The 24,105-nt window shown below is 66.8% G+C and carries 25 protein-coding genes; 20 read left to right on the top strand and 5 right to left on the bottom strand.

What is annotated here, in order from left to right:
• Positions 1-13 precede the first annotated feature (13 nt).
• The 20 genes from ACQI5H_RS04535 (at position 14) to nuoN (ending at position 19,836) form a co-directional block, all read left to right on the top strand.
• The gene (locus ACQI5H_RS04535) at positions 14-1,252 is read left to right on the top strand and encodes an acyl-CoA dehydrogenase family protein (protein ID WP_427078200.1); all 1,239 of its coding nucleotides are present in this window, start codon (positions 14-16) and stop codon (positions 1,250-1,252) included.
• Complete coding sequence (locus ACQI5H_RS04540; protein WP_427078201.1) at positions 1,249-2,247, top strand: phosphotransferase family protein; 999 nt, start codon at positions 1,249-1,251, stop codon at positions 2,245-2,247. Before ACQI5H_RS04535 ends, ACQI5H_RS04540 begins: the two co-directional genes overlap by 4 nt.
• Complete coding sequence (locus ACQI5H_RS04545; RefSeq protein ID WP_427078202.1) at positions 2,244-2,603, top strand: DUF6285 domain-containing protein; 360 nt, start codon at positions 2,244-2,246, stop codon at positions 2,601-2,603. Before ACQI5H_RS04540 ends, ACQI5H_RS04545 begins: the two co-directional genes overlap by 4 nt.
• Before the next feature lie 11 nt (positions 2,604-2,614).
• Positions 2,615-3,001 (top strand): nuclear transport factor 2 family protein, encoded by a 387-nt coding sequence (locus ACQI5H_RS04550; protein ID WP_427078203.1) that lies wholly within the window; start codon positions 2,615-2,617, stop codon positions 2,999-3,001.
• Positions 3,002-3,018: 17 nt separating this feature from the next.
• Complete coding sequence (locus ACQI5H_RS04555; RefSeq protein ID WP_427078204.1) at positions 3,019-3,567, top strand: YceI family protein; 549 nt, start codon at positions 3,019-3,021, stop codon at positions 3,565-3,567.
• A gap of 30 nt (positions 3,568-3,597) precedes the next feature.
• The gene (locus ACQI5H_RS04560; RefSeq protein ID WP_427078205.1) at positions 3,598-4,005 is read left to right on the top strand and encodes a hypothetical protein; all 408 of its coding nucleotides are present in this window, start codon (positions 3,598-3,600) and stop codon (positions 4,003-4,005) included.
• Positions 4,006-4,263: 258 nt separating this feature from the next.
• Positions 4,264-4,641, top strand: coding sequence for an NADH-quinone oxidoreductase subunit A (locus ACQI5H_RS04565; protein ID WP_076064436.1), 378 nt, complete (start codon positions 4,264-4,266; stop codon positions 4,639-4,641).
• Between the two features lie 8 nt (positions 4,642-4,649).
• Positions 4,650-5,204, top strand: coding sequence for a NuoB/complex I 20 kDa subunit family protein (locus ACQI5H_RS04570; RefSeq protein WP_427078206.1), 555 nt, complete (start codon positions 4,650-4,652; stop codon positions 5,202-5,204).
• Positions 5,201-5,929, top strand: a complete 729-nt coding sequence (locus tag ACQI5H_RS04575) for an NADH-quinone oxidoreductase subunit C (protein WP_427078207.1) — start codon at positions 5,201-5,203, stop codon at positions 5,927-5,929. The genes ACQI5H_RS04570 and ACQI5H_RS04575 overlap by 4 nt, the downstream gene beginning before the upstream one ends.
• Positions 5,929-7,257, top strand: a complete 1,329-nt coding sequence (gene nuoD, locus ACQI5H_RS04580) for an NADH dehydrogenase (quinone) subunit D (protein WP_427078208.1) — start codon at positions 5,929-5,931, stop codon at positions 7,255-7,257. Before ACQI5H_RS04575 ends, nuoD begins: the two co-directional genes overlap by 1 nt.
• Positions 7,254-8,036, top strand: coding sequence for an NADH-quinone oxidoreductase subunit NuoE (gene nuoE / locus ACQI5H_RS04585; protein ID WP_427078209.1), 783 nt, complete (start codon positions 7,254-7,256; stop codon positions 8,034-8,036). Before nuoD ends, nuoE begins: the two co-directional genes overlap by 4 nt.
• Positions 8,036-9,370, top strand: coding sequence for an NADH-quinone oxidoreductase subunit NuoF (nuoF, locus tag ACQI5H_RS04590; protein WP_427078210.1), 1,335 nt, complete (start codon positions 8,036-8,038; stop codon positions 9,368-9,370). The genes nuoE and nuoF overlap by 1 nt, the downstream gene beginning before the upstream one ends.
• Positions 9,370-11,793 carry an NADH-quinone oxidoreductase subunit G gene (locus ACQI5H_RS04595; RefSeq protein ID WP_427078211.1) on the top strand — a complete coding sequence of 808 codons (2,424 nt, stop codon included), beginning with the start codon at positions 9,370-9,372 and terminating at the stop codon, positions 11,791-11,793. Before nuoF ends, ACQI5H_RS04595 begins: the two co-directional genes overlap by 1 nt.
• Entirely contained in the window at positions 11,790-13,055 is a 1,266-nt protein-coding gene (gene nuoH, locus ACQI5H_RS04600; RefSeq protein WP_427078212.1) for an NADH-quinone oxidoreductase subunit NuoH, read from the top strand. Before ACQI5H_RS04595 ends, nuoH begins: the two co-directional genes overlap by 4 nt.
• The gene (gene nuoI, locus ACQI5H_RS04605) at positions 13,048-13,623 is read left to right on the top strand and encodes an NADH-quinone oxidoreductase subunit NuoI (protein ID WP_427078213.1); all 576 of its coding nucleotides are present in this window, start codon (positions 13,048-13,050) and stop codon (positions 13,621-13,623) included. The genes nuoH and nuoI overlap by 8 nt, the downstream gene beginning before the upstream one ends.
• Before the next feature lie 20 nt (positions 13,624-13,643).
• Positions 13,644-14,465: an NADH-quinone oxidoreductase subunit J gene (locus tag ACQI5H_RS04610; RefSeq protein WP_427078327.1), complete on the top strand. Its 822-nt coding sequence runs from the start codon at positions 13,644-13,646 to the stop codon at positions 14,463-14,465.
• Positions 14,462-14,761 carry an NADH-quinone oxidoreductase subunit NuoK gene (gene nuoK / locus ACQI5H_RS04615; protein WP_076064444.1) on the top strand — a complete coding sequence of 100 codons (300 nt, stop codon included), beginning with the start codon at positions 14,462-14,464 and terminating at the stop codon, positions 14,759-14,761. The genes ACQI5H_RS04610 and nuoK overlap by 4 nt, the downstream gene beginning before the upstream one ends.
• 10 nt (positions 14,762-14,771) lie before the next feature.
• A complete protein-coding gene (gene nuoL / locus ACQI5H_RS04620) occupies positions 14,772-16,658 on the top strand; it encodes an NADH-quinone oxidoreductase subunit L (RefSeq protein ID WP_427078214.1) in 1,887 nt (628 codons plus the stop codon).
• 11 nt (positions 16,659-16,669) lie between these two features.
• Positions 16,670-18,241, top strand: coding sequence for an NADH-quinone oxidoreductase subunit M (locus ACQI5H_RS04625; RefSeq protein ID WP_427078328.1), 1,572 nt, complete (start codon positions 16,670-16,672; stop codon positions 18,239-18,241).
• Positions 18,238-19,836: an NADH-quinone oxidoreductase subunit NuoN gene (gene nuoN, locus ACQI5H_RS04630; RefSeq protein WP_427078215.1), complete on the top strand. Its 1,599-nt coding sequence runs from the start codon at positions 18,238-18,240 to the stop codon at positions 19,834-19,836. Before ACQI5H_RS04625 ends, nuoN begins: the two co-directional genes overlap by 4 nt.
• A 49-nt stretch (positions 19,837-19,885) precedes the next feature.
• On the opposite strand, the gene ACQI5H_RS04635 is transcribed toward nuoN, so the two are convergent.
• From ACQI5H_RS04635 to ACQI5H_RS04655, 5 genes are read right to left on the bottom strand one after another with little or no spacing between them, the layout of a single operon-like run.
• The gene (locus ACQI5H_RS04635) at positions 19,886-20,293 is read right to left on the bottom strand and encodes a hypothetical protein (protein WP_427078329.1); all 408 of its coding nucleotides are present in this window, start codon (positions 20,291-20,293) and stop codon (positions 19,886-19,888) included.
• A gap of 53 nt (positions 20,294-20,346) precedes the next feature.
• Positions 20,347-21,615, bottom strand: a complete 1,269-nt coding sequence (locus tag ACQI5H_RS04640; RefSeq protein WP_427078216.1) for a DUF58 domain-containing protein — start codon at positions 21,613-21,615, stop codon at positions 20,347-20,349.
• Positions 21,616-21,635: 20 nt separating this feature from the next.
• Positions 21,636-22,607: an AAA family ATPase gene (locus ACQI5H_RS04645; RefSeq protein WP_427078217.1), complete on the bottom strand. Its 972-nt coding sequence runs from the start codon at positions 22,605-22,607 to the stop codon at positions 21,636-21,638.
• Positions 22,608-22,625: 18 nt separating this feature from the next.
• Complete coding sequence (locus tag ACQI5H_RS04650) at positions 22,626-23,108, bottom strand: hypothetical protein (protein ID WP_427078218.1); 483 nt, start codon at positions 23,106-23,108, stop codon at positions 22,626-22,628.
• A complete protein-coding gene (locus ACQI5H_RS04655) occupies positions 23,105-24,043 on the bottom strand; it encodes a DUF4129 domain-containing protein (RefSeq protein WP_427078219.1) in 939 nt (312 codons plus the stop codon). The genes ACQI5H_RS04650 and ACQI5H_RS04655 overlap by 4 nt, the downstream gene beginning before the upstream one ends.
• Between the last annotated feature and the right edge of the window lie 62 nt (positions 24,044-24,105).

A 24,105-nucleotide genomic window follows, 5' to 3' on the forward strand; every position in this document is an offset into this window, starting at 1 on the left:
TGAGGAGATCATTGTGGATTTCACTCTGCCGGAACACCTTCCGGGACTGCTTGCCGACATGGACGCGTTCATCGAGCGCGAAATCGCTCCGCTGCAGGCCGAGAACATGCAGTACTTCGACCAGCGCCGCGAGCATGCCCGCACCGATTGGGACAGCGACGGCATCCCGACGCGGGAATGGGAGGACCTGTTGGCCGAGATGCGCAGGCGGGCGGACAAGGCTGGCTGGCTGCGCTACGGCCTACCCGCGGCGCTCGGCGGGCGCGACGGCTCGAACGTCGACATGGCCGTCATTCGGGAACACCTGGCGCACAAGGGGCTTGGCCTGCACAACGACCTGCAGAACGAATCCTCGATCGTCGGGAACTTCCCGCAGGTGATCATGATGGAGCGCTTCGGCACCGACGAGCAACGCCGGGCCTGGTCGGAGGCACTGATCACTGGGGAACGCTCGATGGCGTTCGGCCTCACCGAGCCCGCGCACGGTTCCGATGCGACCTGGCTGGAAACCCACGCCAAACCCGACGGAGACGAGTGGGTGATCAACGGCTCCAAGCGATTCAACACCGGCGTGCATCGGGCCACCCACGATCTGATCTTCGCGCGCACGTCCGGCGAGCCGGGGCAGGCCCGCGGCATCACCGCGTTCCTGGTCCCCACCGACGCGCCGGGATTCAACGTGCCGTACTACTGGTGGACCTTCAACATGCCCACGGACCACGGCGAGGTCGAGTTGACCGACGTGCGGGTGCCCGCCGACGCGGTGCTCGGAGAGGTGGACCGCGGCCTGGAGGTCGCGCAGACGTTCCTGCACGAGAACCGAATTCGCCAGGCCGCCAGCAGTCTGGGTGCGGCGCAATACTGCATCGACCGGGCCGCGGAATACGCCGGCCGGCGCACGGTGTTCGGCAAGCCGCTGTCGGTCAACCAGGCCGTGCAATGGCCACTGGCCGAGCTGCAGACCGAAGCACAGATGGTGCGGTTGCTGGTGCAGTACGCGGCCTGGCACCTCGATCGCAACCACCACATGGAAGTCTCCGACAAGGTGTCGATGGCGAACTATCGCGCCAACCGGCTGGTCTGCGATGCCGCCGACCGTGCCATGCAGATCTTCGGCGGTCTCGGCTACAGCCGGCACGAGCCGTTCGAGCACATCTACCGCCATCACCGTCGCTACCGGATCACAGAGGGAGCCGAGGAGATCCAGATCCGGCGAGTGGCCCAGCGGCTGTTCAAGTTTGGCAGCAAGTGACGCCCAGAGACCCGGAAGCATTAGCGCCCAAGCTGGCCGCGGTACTGACAGCGGCTCTCGGCGCCGAAGCCGCGATCGACAACCTGCGCGCACTCACCGGTGGCGCCAGCCGAGCCACGTGGGCCTTTGACGCGGTCGCGGACGGCCAACGCCGTTCGCTCATTCTGCGCACCGGCGCACCCGACGACGTGCACGCCGGCATGGAACTGGAGGCGCGAGCGCAGGCCGCGGCCGCTGCCGCCGGGGCTCCGGTCCCGCACATCCTCGTCGCCGACGATTCGCCTGCCGCACTGGGCAATCCGTTCCTCGTCTGCGACGAGATCAAGGGCGAGACCATCGTCCGGCGCATCCAGCGTCAGCTCGACAGCACCGATGGGCAGCAGGGCCGGGCGCGACTGCTCCAACAGTGCGCAGAAGCACTGGCGGCCATCCACCGCGCCGAGCAGAACCTGCCCGGCCTGGATCACGAGGACCAGCTCGACCAATGGCGCGAGCGCCTCGACGGAATGGGCGACACCACGGCCACCTTCGAGTGGGGGTTTCGCTGGCTTGCCGCCCACCAGCCGCGGCCCTCGCCGAGCGTGCTGGTGCACGGCGACTTCCGGATGGGCAACCTCATCGTCGACGGGTCCGACCTTGCCGCCGTTCTGGACTGGGAGCTGGTGCACGTCGGGCAGGCCTACGAAGACCTGGCCTGGTTTTGCATCCGGGCCTGGCGATTCGGCGCCCCGCCGAGTCTCGGCGCCGGCGGGCTGGGCAGCATCGAGAGCTTTCTGCTCGCCTACGAAGCGGCCGGCGGGTCTACCGTCGATCGAGTGGCGTTTCACTGGTGGCTGGTGCTGGCCACACTGCGCTGGGGCGTCATCTGCCGGCACCAGGCCGAGCGCCACCTGAGCGGACAGGTCCGTTCGGTGGAATTGGCGGCGATCGGGCGTCGCGTCTGCGAAACCGAGTGGGATCTACTCAACCTGCTCGAGGAAGGGGCCCGCGCATGACGTCCGGTGAGCAGCTGCACGGGCGGCCGACGGCGGCCGAGCTGGTGGCGGCGGTGGCCGAATTCATGGAAGGCGACGTACGGGAGGCAACAACCGGGCAGGTCAACTTCCACGCCCGGGTGGCCGCCAACGTCTTGCGCACCGTCGAGCGCGAACTGCTCGACGACGGTGCGGCGCAGGCCCGCGTGGCGCTGGCCGGCCTGGGTTTCGACGACGAGGCCGGCCTGGCCGCCGCGATCCGGGCCGGGGAGCTCGACGAAAACGCCGGAAACGTCACGGCCTGCCTGCGGACCTTGGTGCGGCACCGACTGGCGGTCGCCCATCCCGGATACGACCGTGAATATGTCGGGGAATAGGAGCCAGAGCCATGCCCGCTACCGCCGAGGCCATCGTCGACGTGGCCGATCGCCTGTTCGCGGCGATCGAAAAGGGCGACAAGGCAACCGTCGACCGAATGTGGAGCAAGGACGTCGCCGTCTGGCGGGTGGGTGCACGCCGCGATGACGACAAGGCCCGCGCGCTGCGCGTCATCGACTGGTTCATCGACGTCACGACCGAGCGGCACTACGAGATCCTGGACCGCCAGGTCTTTGACGGCGGCTTCGTCCAGCAACACGTCCTGCACGCCACCGGCCATGCCGGACAATCGATCTCGCTACGCGTCTGCATCGTGATCAAGGTGGGCACCGACGGGTTGATCCACCGGATCGACGAGTACTTCGACCCCGCCGGCATCGCTCCCCTGCTGGACTAGCAAACCAAGGAGGCGAGATGACGACGTTGGAAACGCTGCTCAACGATCCCGCGATGGCCGGCGTATGGAACATCGTTCCGGATCGCTCGGCCATCACCTTCAAGGTCAGAAACATGTGGGGACTGCTGAACGTCAAGGGCCGCTTCACCGACTTCAGCGGCGACGGACAACTCACCGGCAAGGGCGCGGTCTTCGGCCGCATCGACATCCGCGCCGCGTCGCTGAGCACCGGAATCAAACGCCGCGACAGGCACCTGCGCTCGGCCGACTTCTTCGACGTCGAGCGCTTCGGCGAGATCAGCGTCGTCGTCACCGCCGTGCATCCCAGCAAGGGCCCGCCACAAGGCAAAGCAGCCGACCTGAGGGCGAACTTCACCATCAAAGGTGTCACCGCACCGCTGCCCCTGCCCGTAACCATCACCGAGCTCGAGGACGGCTCCATCCAGATCAGCGGCCAAACCAAGATCGACCGATCCCAGTTCGACTTGGGCTGGAACAAGTTCGGCATGCTCGGCACGACGGCAACGGCGGCGGCGGACGCCATCTTCGTGCGGTCGCCCCGGTGAGGCCGTCGAGACACCAGTAGCATCTGCACCGTGCCCGCCTCGAGCCCCGAATCCAGCCTGCGGATCCTCGTCTACAGCAACAACGCCCACACGCGCGACCAAGTGATGCGGTCGCTGGGCAAGCGGCTGCACCCGGATCTGCCGGAGCTGAGCTACGTCGAGGTGGCGACCGGGCCGATGGTGATCCGCACGATGGACGAGGGCGGCATCGACTTGGCCATCCTCGACGGTGAGGCGACGCCCACCGGCGGCATGGGCATCGCCAAGCAACTCAAAGACGAACTCGCGACCTGCCCGCCGATCCTGGTCCTGACGGGGCGCCCGGACGATGCCTGGCTGGCCAGCTGGTCGCGCGCCGAGGCCGCGGTTCCGCATCCCCTCGACCCCATCGTGTTGGGCCGCACGGCACTCGGCCTGCTGCGCACGCCCGCCCACTAACAATTACCGCTCCCACCTGCGCCGACACGGAAATCAAGACCGTGTGGGCGGTCGCTCAGCACCCCGACGACGCCGCGCCGGGATGCGGCGACGTTAAGACCGGGCAAATAGCACCACCCCGGGCACGTGCGCCCGCGCTGACGACGCTATGTTGAAAGTCACTGTGGCGCACTCCAGACCCGGTTCGTCACAGCAGCCCGGTTACCGCCGGCCGCCGCTCAGCATCGAGGCGGCCCACACGACGGATCATGGAGCGATTTGAACGTCTACATACCCATCCTGGTGCTAGGCGCGATCGCCGCCGCGTTCGCCGTCGGCTCGGTCGCGATCGCCAGCCTCGTCGGCCCGTCGCGCTACAACAAGTCCAAGCTGGCCGCGTACGAGTGTGGGATCGAGCCCACCGAATCGTCGGTGAGCGGTCCGGAGGCGAGGCCCGGGCAGCGGTTCCCGGTGAAGTACTACCTGACCGCAATGCTGTTCATCATCTTCGACATCGAAATCGTGTTCTTGTATCCGTGGGCGGTCAGCTACGACGCCCTGGGGACGTTCGCGCTGGTCGAGATGGTGGTGTTCATGCTCACGGTCTTCGTGGCCTACGCCTACGTGTGGCGCCGCGGCGGCCTGACGTGGGATTGAGGTAAGACGTGGGCCTGGAAGAACAGCTGCCCGGTGGCATCCTGCTGTCTACCGTCGAGAAGGTCGCGGGTTATGTCCGCAAGAACTCTTTGTGGCCGGCGACGTTCGGGTTGGCCTGCTGCGCGATCGAGATGATGGCGACGGCGGGTCCGCGATTCGACATCGCACGCTTCGGGATGGAGCGGTTTTCGGCGACGCCGCGGCAAGCCGATCTGATGATCGTGGCCGGGCGGGTCAGTCAGAAGATGGCGCCGGTGCTGCGGCAGATCTACGACCAGATGGCCGAGCCGAAATGGGTGCTTGCCATGGGCGTCTGCGCGTCGTCGGGCGGGATGTTCAACAACTACGCGGTCGTGCAGGGCGTGGACCACGTCGTTCCGGTGGACATCTACCTCCCCGGCTGCCCACCGCGGCCCGAGATGCTGCTGCACGCAATCCTCAAGCTGCACGAGAAGATTCAGGAAATGCCGCTCGGCGTCAACCGCGAGCGCGCCATCGCCGAAGCCGAGGAGGCAGCCCTGGCGGTCAGGCCGACGATCGAGATGCGTGGACTGCTGCGATGAGCTCACCGGATCACGACCCGAAGGTAGCCGCCAGCGAAGTGGGAGGATCCGTCCCCACTCCCGACGAGGAAGTCATCAACGTTCGCCGCGGCATGTTCGGCGCGTCCGGATCCGGTGACACCTCCGGATACGGGCGGCTGGTGCGCGAGGTCACGCTGCCGGGCAGCAGCCCCCGGCCCTACGGCGGCTACTTCGACGACGTCGTCGACGGGCTGGCCGACGCGCTCGAGTCCGGCGATACCGAATTCACCGACGCCATCGAGAAAGTCGTGGTGTACCGCGACGAACTGACCCTGCACGTGCGCCGGGAGCTGCTGCCGCAGGTCGCCCAGCGCCTCCGCGACGAACCGCAACTGCGTTTCGAGCTCTGCCTGGGCGTCAGCGGGGTGCATTACCCGCACGAGACTGGGCGCGAGCTGCACGCCGTCTACCCGCTGCAGTCGATCACCCACAATCGCCGCGTCCGGCTGGAAGTGTCTGCGCCGGATAGTGATCCACACATCCCGTCGCTGTTTTCGGTCTACCCGACCAACGACTGGCACGAGCGCGAGACCTATGACTTCTTCGGCATCATCTTCGACGGACACCCGTCACTGACCCGCATCGAGATGCCCGACGACTGGCACGGACATCCGCAACGCAAGGACTACCCACTCGGCGGGATTCCCGTGGAATACAAAGGCGCGCAGATACCCCCGCCCGATGAGCGGAGAGCCTACAACTGATGAGCACAATCACTGATTCGACGCACGATGACGGCGCCGCCGAGACGATCGTGGTTGCCGGCGGCCAAGACTGGGAACGGGTCGTCGACGCCGCCCGCGAAGCCGACCCCGGGGAACGCATCATCGTCAACATGGGGCCCCAGCACCCGTCCACCCACGGGGTGTTGCGGCTGATCCTCGAGATCGAAGGCGAAACCGTCACCGAGGCCCGCTGCGGAATCGGCTACCTGCACACCGGAATCGAGAAGAACCTCGAATACCGCTACTGGACCCAGGGCGTCACCTTCGTGACCCGAATGGATTATCTGGCACCATTTTTCAACGAGGCCGCCTACTGCCTGGGTGTGGAGAAGCTGCTCGGCATCACCGACGAGATTCCGGAGCGGGTCAACGTCATCCGCGTCATGACGATGGAGCTCAACCGGATCTCGTCGCATCTGGTCGCCTTGGCGACCGGCGGCATGGAGCTGGGCGCCATGACCCCGATGTTCGTCGGCTTCCGCGGGCGCGAGATCGTCCTGAACTTGTTCGAATCGATCAGCGGGCTGCGGATGAACAGTGCCTACATCCGGCCCGGTGGCGTCGCGCAGGACCTGCCGCCCAATGCGGAAACCGAAATCGCCGCAGCCCTCGAGGAACTCAAGGAACCCCTGCGCGACATGGGCGACCTGCTCAACGAGAACGCCATCTGGAAAGCGCGTACCCAGGGCGTCGGCTACCTGGACCTGGCCGGCTGCATGGCGCTGGGCATCACCGGCCCGATCCTGCGCGCGACCGGCCTGCCGCACGACTTGCGCAAGAGCGAGCCCTACTGCGGATATGAAAATTACGAATTCGACGTAATCACCGACGACACGTGTGATGCTTACGGGCGCTACATGATTCGCGTCAAAGAGATGTGGGAGTCGATCAAGATCGTCGAGCAGTGTTTGGACAAGTTGCGCCCCGGACCGATCATGGTCGACGACCGCAAGATCGCCTGGCCGGCCGACTTGAAGGTCGGGCCCGACGGCATGGGCAACTCGGAAGAGCACATCGCAAAGATCATGGGCAGCTCGATGGAGGCGCTGATCCATCACTTCAAACTGGTCACCGAGGGCATTCGCGTTCCGGCGGGCCAGGTTTACGTCTCGGTGGAATCGCCGCGCGGCGAGCTGGGTGTGCACATGGTCAGCGACGGCGGCACCCGCCCCTATCGCGTGCATTACCGGGACCCGTCCTTCACCAACCTCCAGTCGGTCGCCGCGATGTGCGAGGGCGGGATGGTCGCCGATCTGATCACCGCGGTTGCGAGCATCGACCCGGTGATGGGCGGGGTCGACCGATGACGGTGCCCGAAGTCGGTAGCAGCGGCGGGGAGCGGGTCTTCATCCGGCTCGGACCACCCCCCGAAGAACCCAGCCAATTCGTCGTCGAGGGTGCGCCGCAATCGTATTCGGCGGAGGTGCGCGCGCGGCTCGAGGTCGACGCCAAGGAAATCATGGGTCGCTATCCGAACAAGCGCTCGGCGCTGCTGCCGCTGCTGCACCTGGTGCAATCCGAGGACTCCTACCTGACGCCCGCAGGCCTCGAGTTCTGCGGCGAGCAGCTGGGACTGACGGGCGCCGAGGTGTCGGCGGTGGCGAGCTTCTACACGATGTACCGCCGCGGCCCCACGGGCGACTACCTCGTCGGTGTCTGCACCAACACGCTGTGCGCGGTCATGGGCGGCGACGCCATATTCGAGGCGCTGGTAAACCATCTCGGCGTCCGCAACGACCAGACCACCCCCGACGGCAAGGTCACCCTGCAACACATCGAGTGCAATGCCGCATGCGATTTTGCACCGGTGGTGATGGTCAACTGGGAGTTCTTCGACAACCAGACGCCGGAGTCCGCGCGCGAACTCGTCGACTCGCTGCGCGAGGGCAAGCCGGCGCAGCCCACCCGCGGCGCCCCGCTGTGTGCCTTCCGCGAGACCTCACGCATCCTGGCCGGCCTCCCCGACGAGCGCCCCGACCAAGGTCAGGGCGGCGCCGGTGCGGCCACCCTGGCCGGTCTGAAGGTGGCGAAGGAACTCGGCATGGAGGCACCGCCCCCGTCGGTCGCGCCCGGGGAGGAGCGCTGATGGCCGCGCCTACGGTCCAGGCAACGCCGCTGACCCCGGTGATCAGCCGCTACTGGGACGACCCCGAGTCCTGGACGTTGGACACTTATCACCGCCATGACGGCTACCAGGCGATGAAGAAGGCCCTGGCCATGGAGCCCGACGCGGTGATGGGCACCGTCAAGGACTCCGGGCTGCGCGGACGTGGCGGCGCGGGCTTCTCCACCGGCACGAAATGGTCGTTCATTCCGCAGGGCGACACCGGGGCGGCCGCCAAGCCGCACTACCTGGTGGTCAACGCTGACGAGTCGGAACCCGGTACGTGCAAAGACATTCCGCTGATGCTGGCGACGCCGCATGTGCTCGTCGAGGGCGTCATCATCGCCGCCTACGCGATCCGGGCCAGCCATGCGTTCATCTATGTGCGCGGCGAGGTGCTGCCGGTGTTGCGCCGCCTGCAGAATGCGGTCGCCGAGGCCTACGCTGCCGGTTACCTGGGTCGCGACATCGCCGGTTCCGGCTACGACCTGGAGCTGGTGGTGCACGCGGGAGCCGGCGCCTACATCTGCGGCGAGGAGACCGCGCTGCTGGACTCGCTGGAGGGCCGGCGCGGCCAGCCCCGGTTGCGGCCGCCGTTTCCCGCGGTGGCCGGGCTTTACGGCTGCCCCACGGTGATCAACAACGTCGAGACCATCGCCAGCGTGCCGTCGATCATCCTCAACGGGGTCGAATGGTTCCGCTCGATGGGCAGCGAGAAATCGCCTGGCTTCACGCTATATTCGCTGTCCGGGCACGTCACCCGCCCGGGCCAGTACGAGGCGCCGCTGGGCATCACGTTGCGCGAGTTGCTCGCCTACGCCGGTGGGGTGCGCGCCGGGCACCGGCTCAAGTTCTGGACGCCCGGCGGGTCGTCGACGCCGCTGCTCACCGACGAGCACCTCGACGTGCCGCTGGACTACGAGGGCGTGGGCGGCGCCGGCTCGATGCTGGGCACCAAGGCGCTGGAGATCTTCGACGAAACCACCTGCGTGGTGCGTGCGGTGCGCCGCTGGACCGAGTTCTACAAGCACGAGTCGTGCGGGAAATGCACTCCGTGCCGGGAGGGCACCTTCTGGCTGGACAAGATCTACGAGCGACTGGAAACGGGTAAGGGCACCCCCGAGGACATCGACAAGCTGTCCGACATTTCCGACACCATCCTGGGAAAGTCGTTCTGCGCGTTGGGCGATGGCGCCGCCAGCCCGGTGATGTCGTCGATACAACATTTCCGAGACGAGTACGTCGCGCATGTCGAAGGGGGCGGCTGCCCCTTCGACCCGAGAGACTCAATGCTTACGGCCAACGGAGGTAGCTGATGACTCAGGCGGCCGACACCGAAAACCAGGTGAGCAAACCAGAGATGGTGACGCTGACCATCGACGACGTCGAAATCACTGTGCCCAAGGGAACTCTGGTGATCCGCGCCGCGGAATTGATGGGCATCCAGATTCCCCGATTCTGCGACCACCCGCTGCTCGATCCCGTCGGCGCCTGCCGGCAGTGCCTCGTCGAGGTCGAGGGGCAGCGCAAGCCGATGGCGTCGTGCACCACCGTCGCTACCGACGACATGGTGGTGCGGACGCAGCTGACCTCCGAGGCCGCCGACAAGGCCCAGCACGGCGTGATGGAGCTGCTGCTGATCAACCATCCGCTGGACTGCCCGATGTGCGACAAGGGCGGTGAATGCCCGCTACAGAACCAGGCAATGTCCAACGGCCGCGCCGATTCTCGCTACACCGACGTCAAGCGCACCTTCGCCAAGCCGATCAACATCTCCGCGCAGGTGCTGCTGGACCGCGAGCGCTGCATCCTGTGCGCCCGCTGCACCCGATTCTCCGAGCAGATCGCTGGAGATCCGTTCATCGACATGCAGGAGCGGGGCGCCCTACAGCAAGTAGGCATCTACGCCAACGAGCCGTTCGACTCCTACTTCTCGGGCAACACGGTGCAGGTCTGCCCGGTGGGCGCCCTGACCGGGATGGCCTACCGGTTCCGGGCCCGCCCGTTCGACCTGGTCTCCAGCCCCAGCGTGTGTGAGCACTGCGCGTCGGGGTGCGCGCAGCGCACCGACCACCGCCGCGGCAAGGTGCTGCGCCGGCTGGCCGGCGATGACCCCGAAGTCAACGAGGAGTGGAACTGCGACAAGGGCCGGTGGGCCTTCACCTACGCCACCCAGCCCGACGTGATCGCCACACCCCTGATCCGGGACACCGACGGCACGCTGCAACCGGCGTCCTGGTCACATGCGATGGTGGCCGCGGCCCAGGGCCTCGAGGCGGCGCGGGGACGTACCGGCGTGCTGGTCGGCGGCCGGACGACCTGGGAAGACGCCTACGCGTATTCGAAGTTCGCGCGAATGGTGTTGGACACCAACGACATCGACTTCCGGGCCCGCCCGCACTCGGCCGAGGAGGCCGACTTCCTTGCCGCTCGCGTCGCGGGCCGGCCGGTGACCGTCAGCTATTCCGATCTGGAATCGGTGCCGGTGGTGTTGCTGGTGGGGTTCGAGCCGGAAGACGAGTCGCCCATCGTGTTTCTGCGGTTGCGCAAGGCGGCCCGCAAGCACGGTATTCCCGTGTACGCCGTCGCCCCGTTCGCCACCCGCGCGCTGCAGAAGATGTCCGGCCGGTTGCTCAAAACGGTTCCGGGCGCCGAGGCTTCGGCGCTGGACGGCCTGGCCACCGGTGAGGTCGGTGACCTGCTGTCCAGTCCGGGCGCGGTCATCATGGTCGGGGAACGCCTGGCCACCGTGCCCGGCGGATTCTCGGCGGCAGCCCGGCTCGCCGAGACCACGGGAGCGCGGCTGGTGTGGGTGCCGCGCCGGGCCGGGGAACGTGGCGCGCTGGACGCGGGCGCGCTGCCCACACTGCTGCCCGGCGGCCGCCCTGTTGCCGACGACACCGCCCGCGAGCAGGTCGCTGCGGCGTGGCATGTCGACGAATTGCCTTCTGCCGCTGGACGTGACGCCGAGGGCATCGTGGCCGCCGCCGCGGACGGGACACTGGGCGCGCTGCTGGTCGGCGGTGTCGAACCCGCTGACTTCGCCGATCCGGACGCGGTGCTGGCCGCACTGGACGCCGCCGGCTTCGTGGTCAGCCTGGAGTTGCGGCACAGCGCCGTCACCGAACGCGCCGACGTCGTCTTTCCGGTCGCGTCGACGACGCAGAAGGCCGGCGCGTTCGTCAACTGGGAGGGCCGCCATCGGGAATTCGGCCCTGCGCTGTACGGCACCACGCAGCAAGCCCGCCAATCGGACCACCGGGTACTGGACGCGCTGGCCGACGAAATGGGTGTCTACCTGAATGTGACGACCGTCGAAGCGGCGCGCGAGGAGATGTCCGGGCTGGGCGCGTGGGGCGGCAAGCACGCCGCCGGCCCGCAGGTCGCGAGCGCGCAACCGGCCCAACCGGGCCAGGGCGAGGCCGTGCTGACCGGCTGGCGGATGCTGCTGGACAGCGGCCGGCTGCAGGACGGGGAGCCGCATCTGGCCGGGACGTCGCGCGCGCCCGTGGTGCGGCTTTCGGCCGATACCGCGGCCGAGATCGGCGCCGCCGAAGGTGACGCCGTCGCCGTCAGCACGCCGCGCGGATCAATCACGCTGCCGCTCAACGTCACCGACATGCCCGACCGGGTGGTGTGGCTCCCGCTGAACTCGCCGGGTTCGGCCGTGCACCAGCAGTTGGGGGTAACACTCGGCGCTGTTGTGAAAATCGGAGTGAAAATCGGAGTGGACGCATGACCGGCTTCGGCCACGACCCGTGGTGGCTCGTGCTGGGCAAGGCGCTGGCCATCTTCGTATTCCTGATGTTGAACGTGCTAGTCGCAATTCTGCTCGAACGCAAAATTCTCGGCTGGATGCAGCTGCGGCCCGGGCCCAACCGGGCAGGGCCGTGGGGCACCCTGCAGAGCCTGGCCGACGGAATCAAGCTGGCGCTCAAGGAAAGCATCACGCCCGGCGGCACCGACAAGTTCGTCTACTTTGCGGCGCCGGTCTTTTCGGTGATTCCCGCGTTCACGGCCTTCGCGTTCATCCCGTTCGGGCCGGAGGTGTCGGTGTTCGGCCACCGCACCCCGTTGCAGCTCACCGACCTGCCGGTCGCGGTGCTGTTCATCCTGGGGCTCTCGGCGATCGGCGTGTACGGCATCGTGCTGGGCGGCTGGGCATCGGGCTCCACCTACCCGCTTCTCGGCGGGGTGCGGTCCACCGCCCAGGTCATCTCGTATGAGGTCGCGATGGGCCTATCGTTCGCGGCGGTGTTCCTGTACGCCGGCTCGATGTCGACCTCGGAGATCGTGGCCGCCCAGGACCGGGTCTGGTACATCTTCCTGCTGCTGCCGTCGTTTGTGATCTACCTGATCTCCATGGTGGGCGAAACCAACCGCGCCCCATTCGATTTGCCCGAGGCCGAGGGTGAACTCGTTGCCGGCTTTCACACCGAATACTCGTCGCTGAAGTTCGCGATGTTCATGCTGGCCGAGTACGTCAACATGATGACGGTGTCGTCGCTCGCCACGGTCATGTTCCTCGGCGGCTGGCATGCCCCCTGGCCGTTCAACATGTGGCCGGGCGCGAACACCGGTTGGTGGCCCGTGCTGTGGTACGTCGCCAAGTTGTGGACCTTCATGTTCATCTACATGTGGCTGCGGGCCTCGCTGCCCCGGCTGCGCTACGACCAGTTCATGGGGCTGGGCTGGAAGTTGCTCATCCCCGTCTCGCTGGTGTGGGTGATGATCGCTGCGGTGATCCGGTCGGCGAGCAACCAGGGCTTCCAGCACTGGACGCCGGTGTTGGTGGTCAGCAGCGTTGTCGTCGCCGCGCTGCTGGTGCTGTCGCTGCAAAGGCCGTTCAGCGCCCGGAGTGCACGCGCGCTGGACCGTCAGCTCCGCAAGCGCCGCGAAAGCTCGGAAAGCATCAGCACCGCACCGGCTTTCCCGACGCCGCCGCTACCCGCAGCCGGTGCGAGCAAGGAGAAAGCCAGCAAGGAGACAGTACGTGGCTAAATTCCTGGATGCCGTCGCCGGATTCGGCGTGACATTTGGCTCGATGTTCAAAAAGCGGGTCACCGAGGAGTACCCGGAGAAGCCGGGCCCGGTTGCACCGCGCTACCACGGCCGTCATCAGCTCAATCGGTATCCGGACGGGCTGGAGAAATGCATCGGCTGCGAGTTGTGCGCCTGGGCGTGTCCGGCCGACGCCATCTACGTCGAGGGTGCGGACAACACCGACGAGGCCCGCTTCTCGCCGGGGGAACGCTACGGCCGCGTGTATCAGATCAACTATCTGCGCTGCATCGGCTGCGGCCTGTGCATCGAGGCCTGCCCGACCCGGGCACTGACCATGACCAACGACTACGAGATGGCCGACGACAACCGCGCGGACCTGATCTACGAGAAGGACCGGCTCCTCGCGCCGCTGCTGCCCGAGATGACCGCGCCGCCGCATCCCAGAGCCGAGGGTGCCACCGACAAGGATTACTACCAGGGCAACGTGGGCCCGAATGGCTTGCGCCAGAACCACAACGGCCACAACGACAACGGCCAAGATCACAACGGCGGCGGTAGCCGGTGAACACGGTGCTGGCCTCCAACCTGGCTTCTTCTAATCTTGCGCAAAATGTTGCGCAAAATCTTGCGCAGGACACCATCACCCGCACCTCCACGGGTGAGGCGGTGACGTTCTGGGTGTTGGGTGCGCTGGCGGTGCTCGGGGCGCTGGGGGTAGTGCTGTCGGTCAACGCCGTCTACTCGGCGATGTTCCTGGCGATGACGATGATCATCCTGGCGGTGTTCTACATGGTCCAGGACGCGCTGTTCTTGGGTGTCGTTCAAGTCGTGGTCTACACCGGCGCGGTGATGATGCTGTTCCTGTTCGTGCTGATGCTGATCGGCGTCGACTCCGCGGAATCGCTGAAGGAGACGCTGCGCGGGCAGCGCGTCGCGGCGGTGATAACGGGTGTCGGGTTCGGTGTCTTGCTGATCGCCGCCATCGGCAACGTCGCCGTCGGCGGGTTCACCGGGCTGACCACCGCCAACGCCAACGGAAACGTCGAAGGACTGGCCGCGCTGATCTTTTCGCGATACCTGTGGGCCTTCGAGTTGACCAGCGCGCTGCTGATCACCGCCGCGGTCGGGGCGATGGTGCTGGCCCACCGCGAGCGTTTCGAGCGGCGCAAGACGCAACGAGAGCTGTCGCAAGAACGCTTCCGCGGCGGCGGGCATCCCACCCCGCTGCCCAACCCGGGGGTGTACGCACGTCACAACGCGGTCGATGTGGCCGCGATGCTGCCGGACGGCTCATACTCGCCGTCGTCGGTGTCGCGCATGCTGCGCCGCCGCGGCGCGGACGGCACGGAGCTCGCCCAAACCGAGGACACCCCTTCCCGCGCGGCGAGGACAGGCGGTAAGTCGTGAATCCGGCAAACTACCTTTATCTTTCGGCGTTGCTGTTCACCATCGGGGCGGCCGGCGTGCTGATGCGCCGCAACGCCATCGTGATGTTCATGTGCGTCGAGCTGATGCTCAACGCCGTCAACCTCGCGTTCGTCACCTTCGCGCGAATGCACGGCCACCTCGACGGCCAGATGATCGCGTTCTTCACGATGGTGGTGGCCGCCTGCGAAGTCGTCATCGGCCTGGCCATCATCATGACGATTTTCCGTGCCCGTAAATCGGCGTCGGTCGACGACGCAAACCTACTCAAAGGCTAAGAACGCCAAGATGACACACTTCACCTGGCTGATCGTGGCGCTGCCACTGGCCGGCGCCGCGATCTTGCTGTTCGGTGGCAGGCGCACCGACGCGTGGGGCCACCTGCTGGGCTGCGTCGCCGCGCTCGCGGCGTTCGGGGTGGGCGTGACGCTGCTCGCCGACATGGTCGGCCGAAGCGAGGCGGACCGCGTCATCCATCAGAAGGTGTTCAGCTGGATTCCGGTCGGGCAACTCTCAGTGGACTTCGGGCTGCAGATCGACCAGCTGTCCATGTGTTTCGTCCTGCTGATCTCCGGCGTCGGGTCGCTGATCCACATCTATTCGGTCGGCTACATGGCCGAGGACCCGGACCGCCGCCGGTTCTTCGGCTATCTCAATCTGTTTCTGGCTTCGATGCTGCTGCTGGTGGTCGCGGACAACTACGTCGTGCTCTACGTCGGATGGGAAGGCGTCGGCCTGGCGTCCTACCTGTTGATCGGGTTCTGGTATCACAAGCCGTCGGCGGCCACCGCGGCCAAGAAGGCGTTCGTCATGAACCGGGTCGGTGACGCCGGTCTGGCATTGGGAATGTTCTTGATGTTCAGCACTTTCGGCACGCTGTCGTACGCCGGAGTATTCGCCGGCGCACCGGCCGCCGGCCGTGGCGCGCTGACGGCGATGGGCCTGCTGCTCCTCCTCGGCGCGTGCGCCAAGTCCGCGCAGGTTCCGCTGCAGGCCTGGCTGGGGGACGCGATGGAGGGCCCCACACCCGTGTCCGCGCTGATCCACGCGGCCACCATGGTGACCGCCGGTGTGTACCTGATCGTGCGGTCCAATCCGCTGTACAACCTGGCGCCCGACGCGCAGCTGGCGGTCGTCGTCGTCGGCGCGGTGACCCTGTTGTTCGGCGCGATCATCGGCTGCGCCAAGGACGACATCAAACGCGCGCTGGCCGCATCGACAATCAGCCAGATCGGCTACATGGTCCTGGCCGCCGGCCTCGGCCCGGCCGGCTACGCCTTCGCGATCATGCACCTGCTCACTCACGGTTTCTTCAAGGCCGGGTTGTTCCTGGGCTCCGGCGCGGTGATCCATGCGATGCACGAAGAGCAGGACATGCGTCGCTACGGTGGCCTGCGCGCCGCGCTGCCGATCACGTTCGCCACGTTCGGGCTGGGATATCTGGCCATCATCGGGGTTCCGCCGTTCGCTGGCTTCTTCTCCAAGGACGCCATCATCGAGGCGGCCCTGGGCGCCGGCGGCGCCAGGGGTTACCTGCTGGGCGGGGCCGCGCTGCTTGGCGCCGGCATTACCGCGTTCTACATGACGCGGGTCATGCTGATGACCTTCTTCGGTGAAAAGCGTTGGGCGCCGGGGGCTCATCCGCATGAGGCCCCGGCCGTGATGACCTGGCCGATGATCCTGCTCGCCGTCGGGTCGGTGTTCTCCGGCGGCCTGTTCGCCATAGGCGGCACCCTGCCGCATTGGCTCGAGCCGGTCGTCGGGGCTCACGAAGAATCCGCCCACGCCCTCCCGGCCTGGGTCAGCACCGCCCTGGCGTTGGGTGTGGTCGCCGCCGGTATCGCAGTGGCCTACCGGATGTACGCCCGGGCACCCATCCCGCGCGTGGCTCCCGTCCGAGTGTCGGCCCTCACCGCCGCCGCACGCGCCGACCTCTACGGCGATGCCTTCAACGAGGAGGTGTTCATGCGCCCTGGCGCGCAACTGACTTCGGCGCTGGTCGAGGTCGACAACGCGGGCGTGGACGGCTCGGTCAACGCGCTGGCGGCTCTGGTCAGCGCGACCTCGAATCGCCTGCGGGGACTGCAAACCGGCTTCGCCCGCAACTACGCGTTGTCGATGCTGACGGGCGCCGTGCTGGTGGCGGCGCTGATCCTGGCGGTGCGGCTGTGGTGAGCGGGCCTTTCCTGCCCAACGTGCCGTGGCTGAGCGTGCTGTGGCTGGTGCCGCTGGCGGGTGCGGTGCTGATCATCCTGATGCCGCCGGGATTGCGGCGGCTCGCTAAGTGGAGCGGCCTGGTGGTCAGCGTCGCGACGCTGGCGGTGTCGGTCGTCATCGCGCTCGGCTTCAAGGCCGGTGGCGCGCCTTACCAATTCGTCGAAAGCCACCGCTGGATACCGGCCTTCGGCGCCGGATACAGCCTCGGCGTGGACGGCATCGCGGTGGTGCTGGTGCTGCTGACCACGGTGCTGATTCCGCTGCTGCTGGTGGCCGGCTGGAACGACGGGGGCGAGCGCACCCGCGGCGTGCATGCCTACGTCGCCCTGACGCTCGCCATCGAGTCGATGGTGTTGATCTCGGTGATCGCGCTGGACGTCTTGCTGTTCTACGTGTTCTTCGAGGCCATGCTCATCCCGATGTACTTCCTCATCGGTGGATTCGGTCAGGGCCCCGGACGGTCGCGCGCCGCGGTGAAGTTCTTGCTGTACAACCTGTTCGGCGGCCTGATCATGCTCGCGGCCGTCATCGGGCTGTATGTGGTGACCGCACAGCACGGTTCGGGCTCGTTCGACTTCCGCGACATCGTGGCCGGCTTCGCGTCCGGCCGTTACAGCGCGGACCCCGCGGTGATCAAGGCGCTGTTCTTAGGCTTTATGTTCGCGTTCGCGATCAAGGCCCCGCTGTGGCCGTTCCACCGCTGGCTTCCCGACGCCGCGGTCGAGGCCACACCGGCGACCGCGGTGCTGATGATGGCGGTGATGGACAAGGTCGGCACCTTCGGCATGCTGCGCTACTGCCTGCAGCTGTTCCCCAGCGCCTCAACGTACTTCCGCCCGCTGATCATCGTCCTAGCGGTGATCGGCGTGGTCTACGGCGCGGTTGTGGCGATCGGTCAGGCAGACATCATGCGCCTGATCGCCTACACCTCCATCTCACACTTCGGCTTCATCATCCTGGGCATCTTCGTGATGACCAGCCAGGGCCAGAGCGGCTCGACGCTGTACATGCTCAACCACGGATTGTCCACCGCCGCGGTCTTCTTGATCGCGGGCTTCCTGATAACGCGGCACGGCAGCCGCGCCATCGCCGACTACGGCGGTGTGCAGAAGGTGGCCCCGATCCTGGCCGGCACGTTCCTGGTGTCGGCCATGGCCACCCTGTCGCTGCCCGGTTTGGCCCCGTTCATCAGCGAATTCCTGGTCCTGCTGGGAACTTTCAACCGGTACTGGCTGGCGGCGGCGTTCGGGGTCACGGCGCTGGTCCTCTCGGCCATCTACATGCTCTGGTTGTATCAGCGCATGATGACCGGGCCCGTCGCCCGAGACAACGAACGGATCCGCGATCTGGCGCCACGCGAAATGATCGTCGTGGCACCGTTGATCGCGCTGCTGATCGTTCTCGGCGTCTATCCCAAGCCGGTCCTGGACGTCATCAATCCCGCGGTTGAGAACACCATGACCACCATCGGACAGCACGATCCCGCACCAAAGGTGCCACCCAGTACCGGACCGCGGACAGCCGAAGGACCGCACCGATGACCCTCCCCACACCCAGCGTCGAGTACTTCCTGCTGTGCCCGATGTTCATCGTTTTCGGCGTCGCGGTGGTCGGCGTGCTGGCGGAGGCGTTCTTGCCCAGGCGGATTCGCTACGGTGCGCAGGTGGTGCTGGCCCTGGGCGGCCTGGTCGCGGCGTTCGTCGCGGTCATCGTCGTCGGCCGCGCCGTCGCGCCGTCCGGCCACGGCGCCGTGCTGGGCGCGATGGCCATCGATCGGCCGACCCTGTACCTGCAGGGCACAATCGCGCTGGTCGCGGTGATGGCGGTGATCTTCATCGCCGAACGCAGCGCGGTCACGTCGAAAAGCGCGGAAAACAAGGTGGCCGTCGCCGCGGGCCTGGATTCCTTTGCCCCGCAGGCGTCCGCGGTGCCCGGAAGCGAAACCGAGCGCGAGGCCGAGCGGGCCGGCGCCACCCAGACGGAACTCTTCCCGCTGCTGATGCTCTCCGTCGGCGGCATGATGGTCTTCCCCGCCTCTAACGACCTACTGACGATGTTCGTCGCGCTCGAGGTGCTATCGCTGCCGCTGTACCTGATGTGCGGGTTGGCCCGTCATCGCCGGCTGCTGTCCCAGGAAGCGTCGATGAAGTACTTCCTGCTGGGTGCCTTCTCCTCGGCATTCTTCCTCTACGGCGTGGCGCTGCTCTACGGCGCGACGGGCACGCTCACGCTGCCCGGCATCCGCGAAGCCCTTGCCGCTCATGGTGATAGCTCGATGGCGTTGGTCGGCGTCGCCCTGTTGTCGGTCGGGTTGCTGTTCAAGGTCGGCGCGGTTCCCTTCCACTCCTGGATTCCCGACGTGTACCAGGGCGCGCCCACACCGATCACCGGCTTCATGGCCGCGGCGACGAAGGTCGCGGCGTTCGGCGCGCTGCTCCGGGTGGTCTACGTCGCGTTGCCCCCGCTGCACGATCAGTGGCGGCCGGTGCTGTGGACGATCTCGATCCTGACCATGGCGGTCGGCACGATCACCGCGGTGAACCAGACGGATGTGAAGCGGATGCTGGCCTATTCGTCGGTCGCACACGTCGGGTTCATCCTCACCGGCGTGATCGCCGACAACCACGCGGGTCTTTCCGCCACGTTGTTCTACCTCGTCGCCTACAGCTTCAGCACCGTCGGTGCGTTCGCCATCGTCGGCCTGATCCGCAACGCGGACGGAGTCGAGGATGCCGACCTCTCGCACTGGGCCGGGCTCGGGCAACGCTCACCCATTGTGGGAGTGATGCTTTCGATGTTTCTGTTGGCCTTCGCGGGCATTCCGCTGACCAGTGGATTCGTCAGTAAGCTCGCGGTGTTCAAGGCCGCCGCCCAGGGCGGTGCGGTGCCCCTGGTGGTCATCGGTGTGATCGCGAGTGGGATCGCCGCCTACTTCTATGTGCGGGTAATCGTCTCGATGTTCTTCACCGAACCGACCGACGATACGCCGCGAGTGGTAGCCCCGGGCATCCTGAGCAAGGCCGCGATCGCGGTATGTGCCGCGGTCACAGTGATTTTGGGGATCTTCCCGCAGCCGCTGCTCGATCTGGCCGATCACGCGGCGCAGCTGCTGCACTTCGCCGCGGGGGCCGGTTAGTCTCGAGCTAGTCTGGGCCGCTTAGTCTGGGCCGCTTAGTCTGGGCCGCTTAGTCTGGGCCGCCGGTGCCCAAGAACGGCCGGGTGGCCAATACATAGATCGCCAGCACCCCCAACGGCGCTGCCAGCGGTAGCCACGGCAACCGCAGCGGGAACGACGTCGCGACGATCCCGGCGAGGGTAAACCCCCCGACGGCAACAACTGTCGGCCAGCTGCCCAACACGAGACGAGTGGACGTGCCGCGCGCGTAGCGGCACACTAGGTACGCCGCCGCGCACAGCCCCGACAGCGCGGCGAGCAGCTGCGGCGGGTCGGCTAGCACGATCATCGCCACCGCCAGCAGCACCGCAACAGTTGCGGCGGGTCGAACGAGCACTCCCACACCCACGGCAACCAGCGCCACCACCCCGGCCACGGCCGCCGGTCCATGGGATCCGACCGCGACCAGGCCTACCATCAGCAGGCCGAAAACCGTTGAGGCGGTGCGTGTCAAGGCTGGGCGTGTCACGGCTATACCCGCAGCCGTCCCCGCACCCGGCGGCGCCGGTCGGGCAATACACCCATCGACTGATCCAAGCTGCGATCCCCTTGCCAGGAGACAATGTCGACGCCGAGGGTGGCCATGTCGCGATACATCGCGGAGCGCTGCAGCGTCCACATCCGATCCACCAGCGGATCCTGCTCGTCTTGAAACGGGGAGCGGTCGAGGATGTCGACGGCGACGACGACATGGCCGCGTCTCCGCAGGTCGATCAGCGCCAGTGCGAATTCGGTGTCCAGCAGCGTGGAGAATGCGATGACGATCGCTCCCGCGGGAACTGCGGCGCGCGGCGCCAGTGTGCCAGTGGTGTTTTCGAATCGCTCACCGGCGCCTAGCACGGTATCAAGCACCCGATAGAACTGGCGCTGCCCGATGTCGGCGCCAAGCCAGCGCGGGCGGTTGCCGCCCAGCGCCACGATTCCCGCGCGATCGCCGTGTCGCAACGCCGTCTGTACCACCTGCGCCGCTCCCCGGACCGTCCGCTCGGTGGCGTCGGTTGCGGGGCCCGCCGGCTGCCGGTAGGTGTCGATCAGCACCACCACGTCGGCGGCGCGGTCGGTCAAACGCTCGGTCACGTGCAACTGCCCGCGGCGCGCGCTCACCGGCCAGTTCACCGCCCGCAGCTGATCGCCGGGCACATAGGCGCGGATGTCGGCGTATTCGACGCCCGGTCCGATATGGCGGGTGAGGTGGGCGCCCAGCCGGTCGAGCAGCTCGGTCTGCGGGATCGGCGTCGATTGTGGTGGCGTCAGCGGAAACACCAAAACGTCGGCGGCGTCGACGGTGGCCGTCCCCGCGATTAGCCCGCCGCGCGCTATCACGTCGACGCGGGCCCGGACTGGGTAGCGCCCCCAGCGTTGCGCGGTAGCAGTAACCGTTCGTCGACCCGTTTGCCTGGAATCCGAATCGAGAACTTCGAGCTGCATGCCCTCGACGCCGACCACGGTGAGCTCGACCGGAGACGCACCGTCGGATCCCTCCGTTACCCACACCGTCACGCGTGCCTGCTCGTTTTCGAAACATCGCTGCACGTCGGGCTCGCCGTGCACGTGGAGCGTCGGCACCGGACGCTGCCAGCTGATCGAGCACAGCACGCCCAGCAGCGGCGCCGCGAACGCAATCAGCTGCCAATGCGCCCCGATCACGGCGGCGGCCAGCGCAACCAAGGCACACGTCGCGATCGCACGCGTCAATTGCGATGCGCGCCAGTGAAACTCGACTTCATGGCCTGTGGTCACGTGGGCTTACCCGGCCGAGCTCATCCGGTCCCCCCGCGCGCCCGGGGCACCGGCAATCGCCGCAGCAGTTCCTCGATGATGTCGACGCCCTGCACCTTTCGCACCCACATCTCCGGCCGCAGGGTGATGCGGTGCGCGACCGCCGCGGTGGCCAGCGCCTTGACGTCCTCGGGAATCACATAATCCCGGCCGAGCAACAGCGCACGGGCACGGGCGAGCTGAACCAGATCGAGTTCCGCGCGCGGGCTGGCGCCGACGGCGACCTGCGGGTGGTGCCGGGTGGCGTTGGCCAGGGACACCACGTAATGCAGAACGTCCTCGTGCACCGTCACCTGCTCGACCGATTCGCGCATCGCCAGCAGATCGGGCGCGTCCACAACTTGACTGACGGTCGGCTCGGCCGAACCGCGCTCCAGTCGTCGGCGCAGCATCGAGGTTTCGTCACGCTCGGAGAGGTATCGCAGCTCCAGCCGGATCGCGAACCGATCCAGCTGCGCCTCCGGTAGCGGATAGGTGCCCTCATACTCGATCGGATTGTCGGTTGCCAGAACGATGAATGGCGTTGGCAGCTTGTGGGTTTCGCCGTCGATGCTCACCTGGCCTTCGGCCATCGCCTCCAGTAGGGCAGCCTGGGTCTTGGGCGGCGTGCGGTTGATCTCGTCGGCGAGCAACAGGTTGGTGAAGATTGGACCGGCGCGGAACGCGAAGCGCCCCGACTGCATGTCGTAGATCGTCGAGCCCAGCAGGTCCGCGGGGAGCAGATCCGGTGTGAACTGCACCCGGGTGAATCGCAGCCCCAGCGCCGCGGCGAAGGATCTGGCGATCAGCGTCTTGCCGAGGCCCGGCAGGTCCTCGATGAGTACATGGCCGCGCGCGAGCACCGCGGTGAGGATCAGCGTGAGCGCGGAACGCTTTCCCACCACCACACGTTCGATTTCGTCGAGCACCGCCTCGCAGTGCGCGGTGGTCGTCGCGGCCGGCATGGTCGTCATGTGCGCGTCATATCCGGGTCATACCTCTTCCAGTTTCCGGAGAATCTCTTCGAACGCCGCGCGGCCGGGACCGGGCCTGTAGTCGCCGCCGCGCGCGACATTGTTGGGATTCACCCATTCCCACAATTCGTCGCCGAACAGCATTCGGCCCGTTGAGTGAAAACCCGCCGGATCTTTGGCTTGCCTTTGGCCCGTTGCCATTTCATACCGCCGCGCAAGCATCGGGCGCAGATGCCTGTCCCAGTCGGAGCGGCTGGACTCCGACCAGCGGATCGTGGTCTCGGTGGTGGCAAGCCACCGGCGCAACGAATCCCCTAGATCGTCGGCGTCCGGCTCGGCCGTGGATCGCATCCCGTGCGCCAGGACACGACGGACGCTGAGCAGGATCAGCGCCAGGGCGACGCCGGAAGCGACCAACACGAAGCGGCGATCGTGCACGATCAGCGCCAGCAGCTCGACGCCGACGATCAGGCAAACGCCCAGGGAAATAAGCTTTTTCATACCGGGCTCCGCAACTCGGCAAGAACCAGCCGCAGCACCTGTACAGCAATGTCACGATGTCCCTCGTTCATCACATGCGGGCTGAATCGCGCCTCTTCGAACAGGTTCACCAGCTGCACCGCGTTATCCACGTGCAGCGCATGGTGTTCGACGGCTCGGCCCAGCACCTCGGTCGGGGTGTCGAAATCTTGAGGTGCGGCGCCCGGAACATTCGCGAGCTCGCTTTCCATCGCTGCGTAGCACGCGATGATGGCCTCTCGCGGTTCGCGATTGAGGTCACCGATCTCGGCGAGCCCGAGTTCCGCCGCCCGCACAAGCGATTCCGACGGTTTGGGTGTGGCCGCGGGCTCGATGTAGTCGTCTACGACGGTGGCCGGTATGGACGCCCTCCACCGCCGCCGTGACATGATGGCCGACCCCGCGACGATGATCAACAGCATCGGGACCGTGGTGGCCAGAAGGATTCCGTACATGTCGCCGTTGTCGCGTTGCGGGCGCTGCGGCGGGGGTGGCTGCGGATTGACTTGCGCGGTCGGGGGTGCGCTAGGCGCGGAGGTCTGTGGGGGCGGAGCCACGCCGTGCGGAAGCGCTCGGGACACCAGCATCGCGATAAGCAACCAGGCAACGATCACGGCGAGTCCGATCAGCAACACGCGCCAATTCGGCCGCCCCCTGCCGGTGCCGAGCATTTCGGACAGGTCCCGGTTATAGGGCGCATTCGCGCGTGGATCCCGCAAACGCGCGATGACCGCGAACGCGACCAGCGCGACCGTCACGCTCAGAGCCGCAACGACGAAGACGAACGCCACCCGATTGGGGCCCGAGTCCTTGTGCGCCGCCAGTTCGTGGGCCGGAAGATATCCGCGCAGGGCTGCGGCGACAACGATCAGCAGTACGATCAGCGCAACAACGCGCCCCGTCGGCTTGTCCGGCATTGGCACACCACTCGACTGGTTTGCCTGCCGCCCCTGCGGCACAGGCTTTCCTCGCTAGCATG

Origin of the sequence: Mycobacterium heidelbergense (genome assembly GCF_050205645.1) — a bacterium.
GTDB lineage: Bacteria > Actinomycetota > Actinomycetes > Mycobacteriales > Mycobacteriaceae > Mycobacterium > Mycobacterium heidelbergense_A.

Excerpts from the sequence above, each read along its gene's own strand:
- ACQI5H_RS04595 (WP_427078211.1), top strand. The coding sequence starts at position 9,370 with ATGACTCAGGCGGCCGACACCGAAAACCAGGTGAGCAAACCAGAGATG.
- nuoH (WP_427078212.1), top strand. The coding sequence starts at position 11,790 with ATGACCGGCTTCGGCCACGACCCGTGGTGGCTCGTGCTGGGCAAGGCG.
- ACQI5H_RS04655 (WP_427078219.1), bottom strand. The coding sequence starts at position 24,043 with ATGCCGGACAAGCCGACGGGGCGCGTTGTTGCGCTGATCGTACTGCTG.
- nuoF (WP_427078210.1), top strand. The coding sequence starts at position 8,036 with ATGGCCGCGCCTACGGTCCAGGCAACGCCGCTGACCCCGGTGATCAGC.
- nuoN (WP_427078215.1), top strand. The coding sequence starts at position 18,238 with ATGACCCTCCCCACACCCAGCGTCGAGTACTTCCTGCTGTGCCCGATG.
- nuoE (WP_427078209.1), top strand. The coding sequence starts at position 7,254 with ATGACGGTGCCCGAAGTCGGTAGCAGCGGCGGGGAGCGGGTCTTCATC.
- ACQI5H_RS04645 (WP_427078217.1), bottom strand. The coding sequence starts at position 22,607 with ATGACGACCATGCCGGCCGCGACGACCACCGCGCACTGCGAGGCGGTG.
- ACQI5H_RS04575 (WP_427078207.1), top strand. The coding sequence starts at position 5,201 with ATGAGCTCACCGGATCACGACCCGAAGGTAGCCGCCAGCGAAGTGGGA.
- ACQI5H_RS04550 (WP_427078203.1), top strand. The coding sequence starts at position 2,615 with ATGCCCGCTACCGCCGAGGCCATCGTCGACGTGGCCGATCGCCTGTTC.
- ACQI5H_RS04555 (WP_427078204.1), top strand. The coding sequence starts at position 3,019 with ATGACGACGTTGGAAACGCTGCTCAACGATCCCGCGATGGCCGGCGTA.
- ACQI5H_RS04545 (WP_427078202.1), top strand. The coding sequence starts at position 2,244 with ATGACGTCCGGTGAGCAGCTGCACGGGCGGCCGACGGCGGCCGAGCTG.
- ACQI5H_RS04650 (WP_427078218.1), bottom strand. The coding sequence starts at position 23,108 with ATGAAAAAGCTTATTTCCCTGGGCGTTTGCCTGATCGTCGGCGTCGAG.
- nuoL (WP_427078214.1), top strand. The coding sequence starts at position 14,772 with ATGACACACTTCACCTGGCTGATCGTGGCGCTGCCACTGGCCGGCGCC.
- nuoD (WP_427078208.1), top strand. The coding sequence starts at position 5,929 with ATGAGCACAATCACTGATTCGACGCACGATGACGGCGCCGCCGAGACG.
- ACQI5H_RS04635 (WP_427078329.1), bottom strand. The coding sequence starts at position 20,293 with ATGGTAGGCCTGGTCGCGGTCGGATCCCATGGACCGGCGGCCGTGGCC.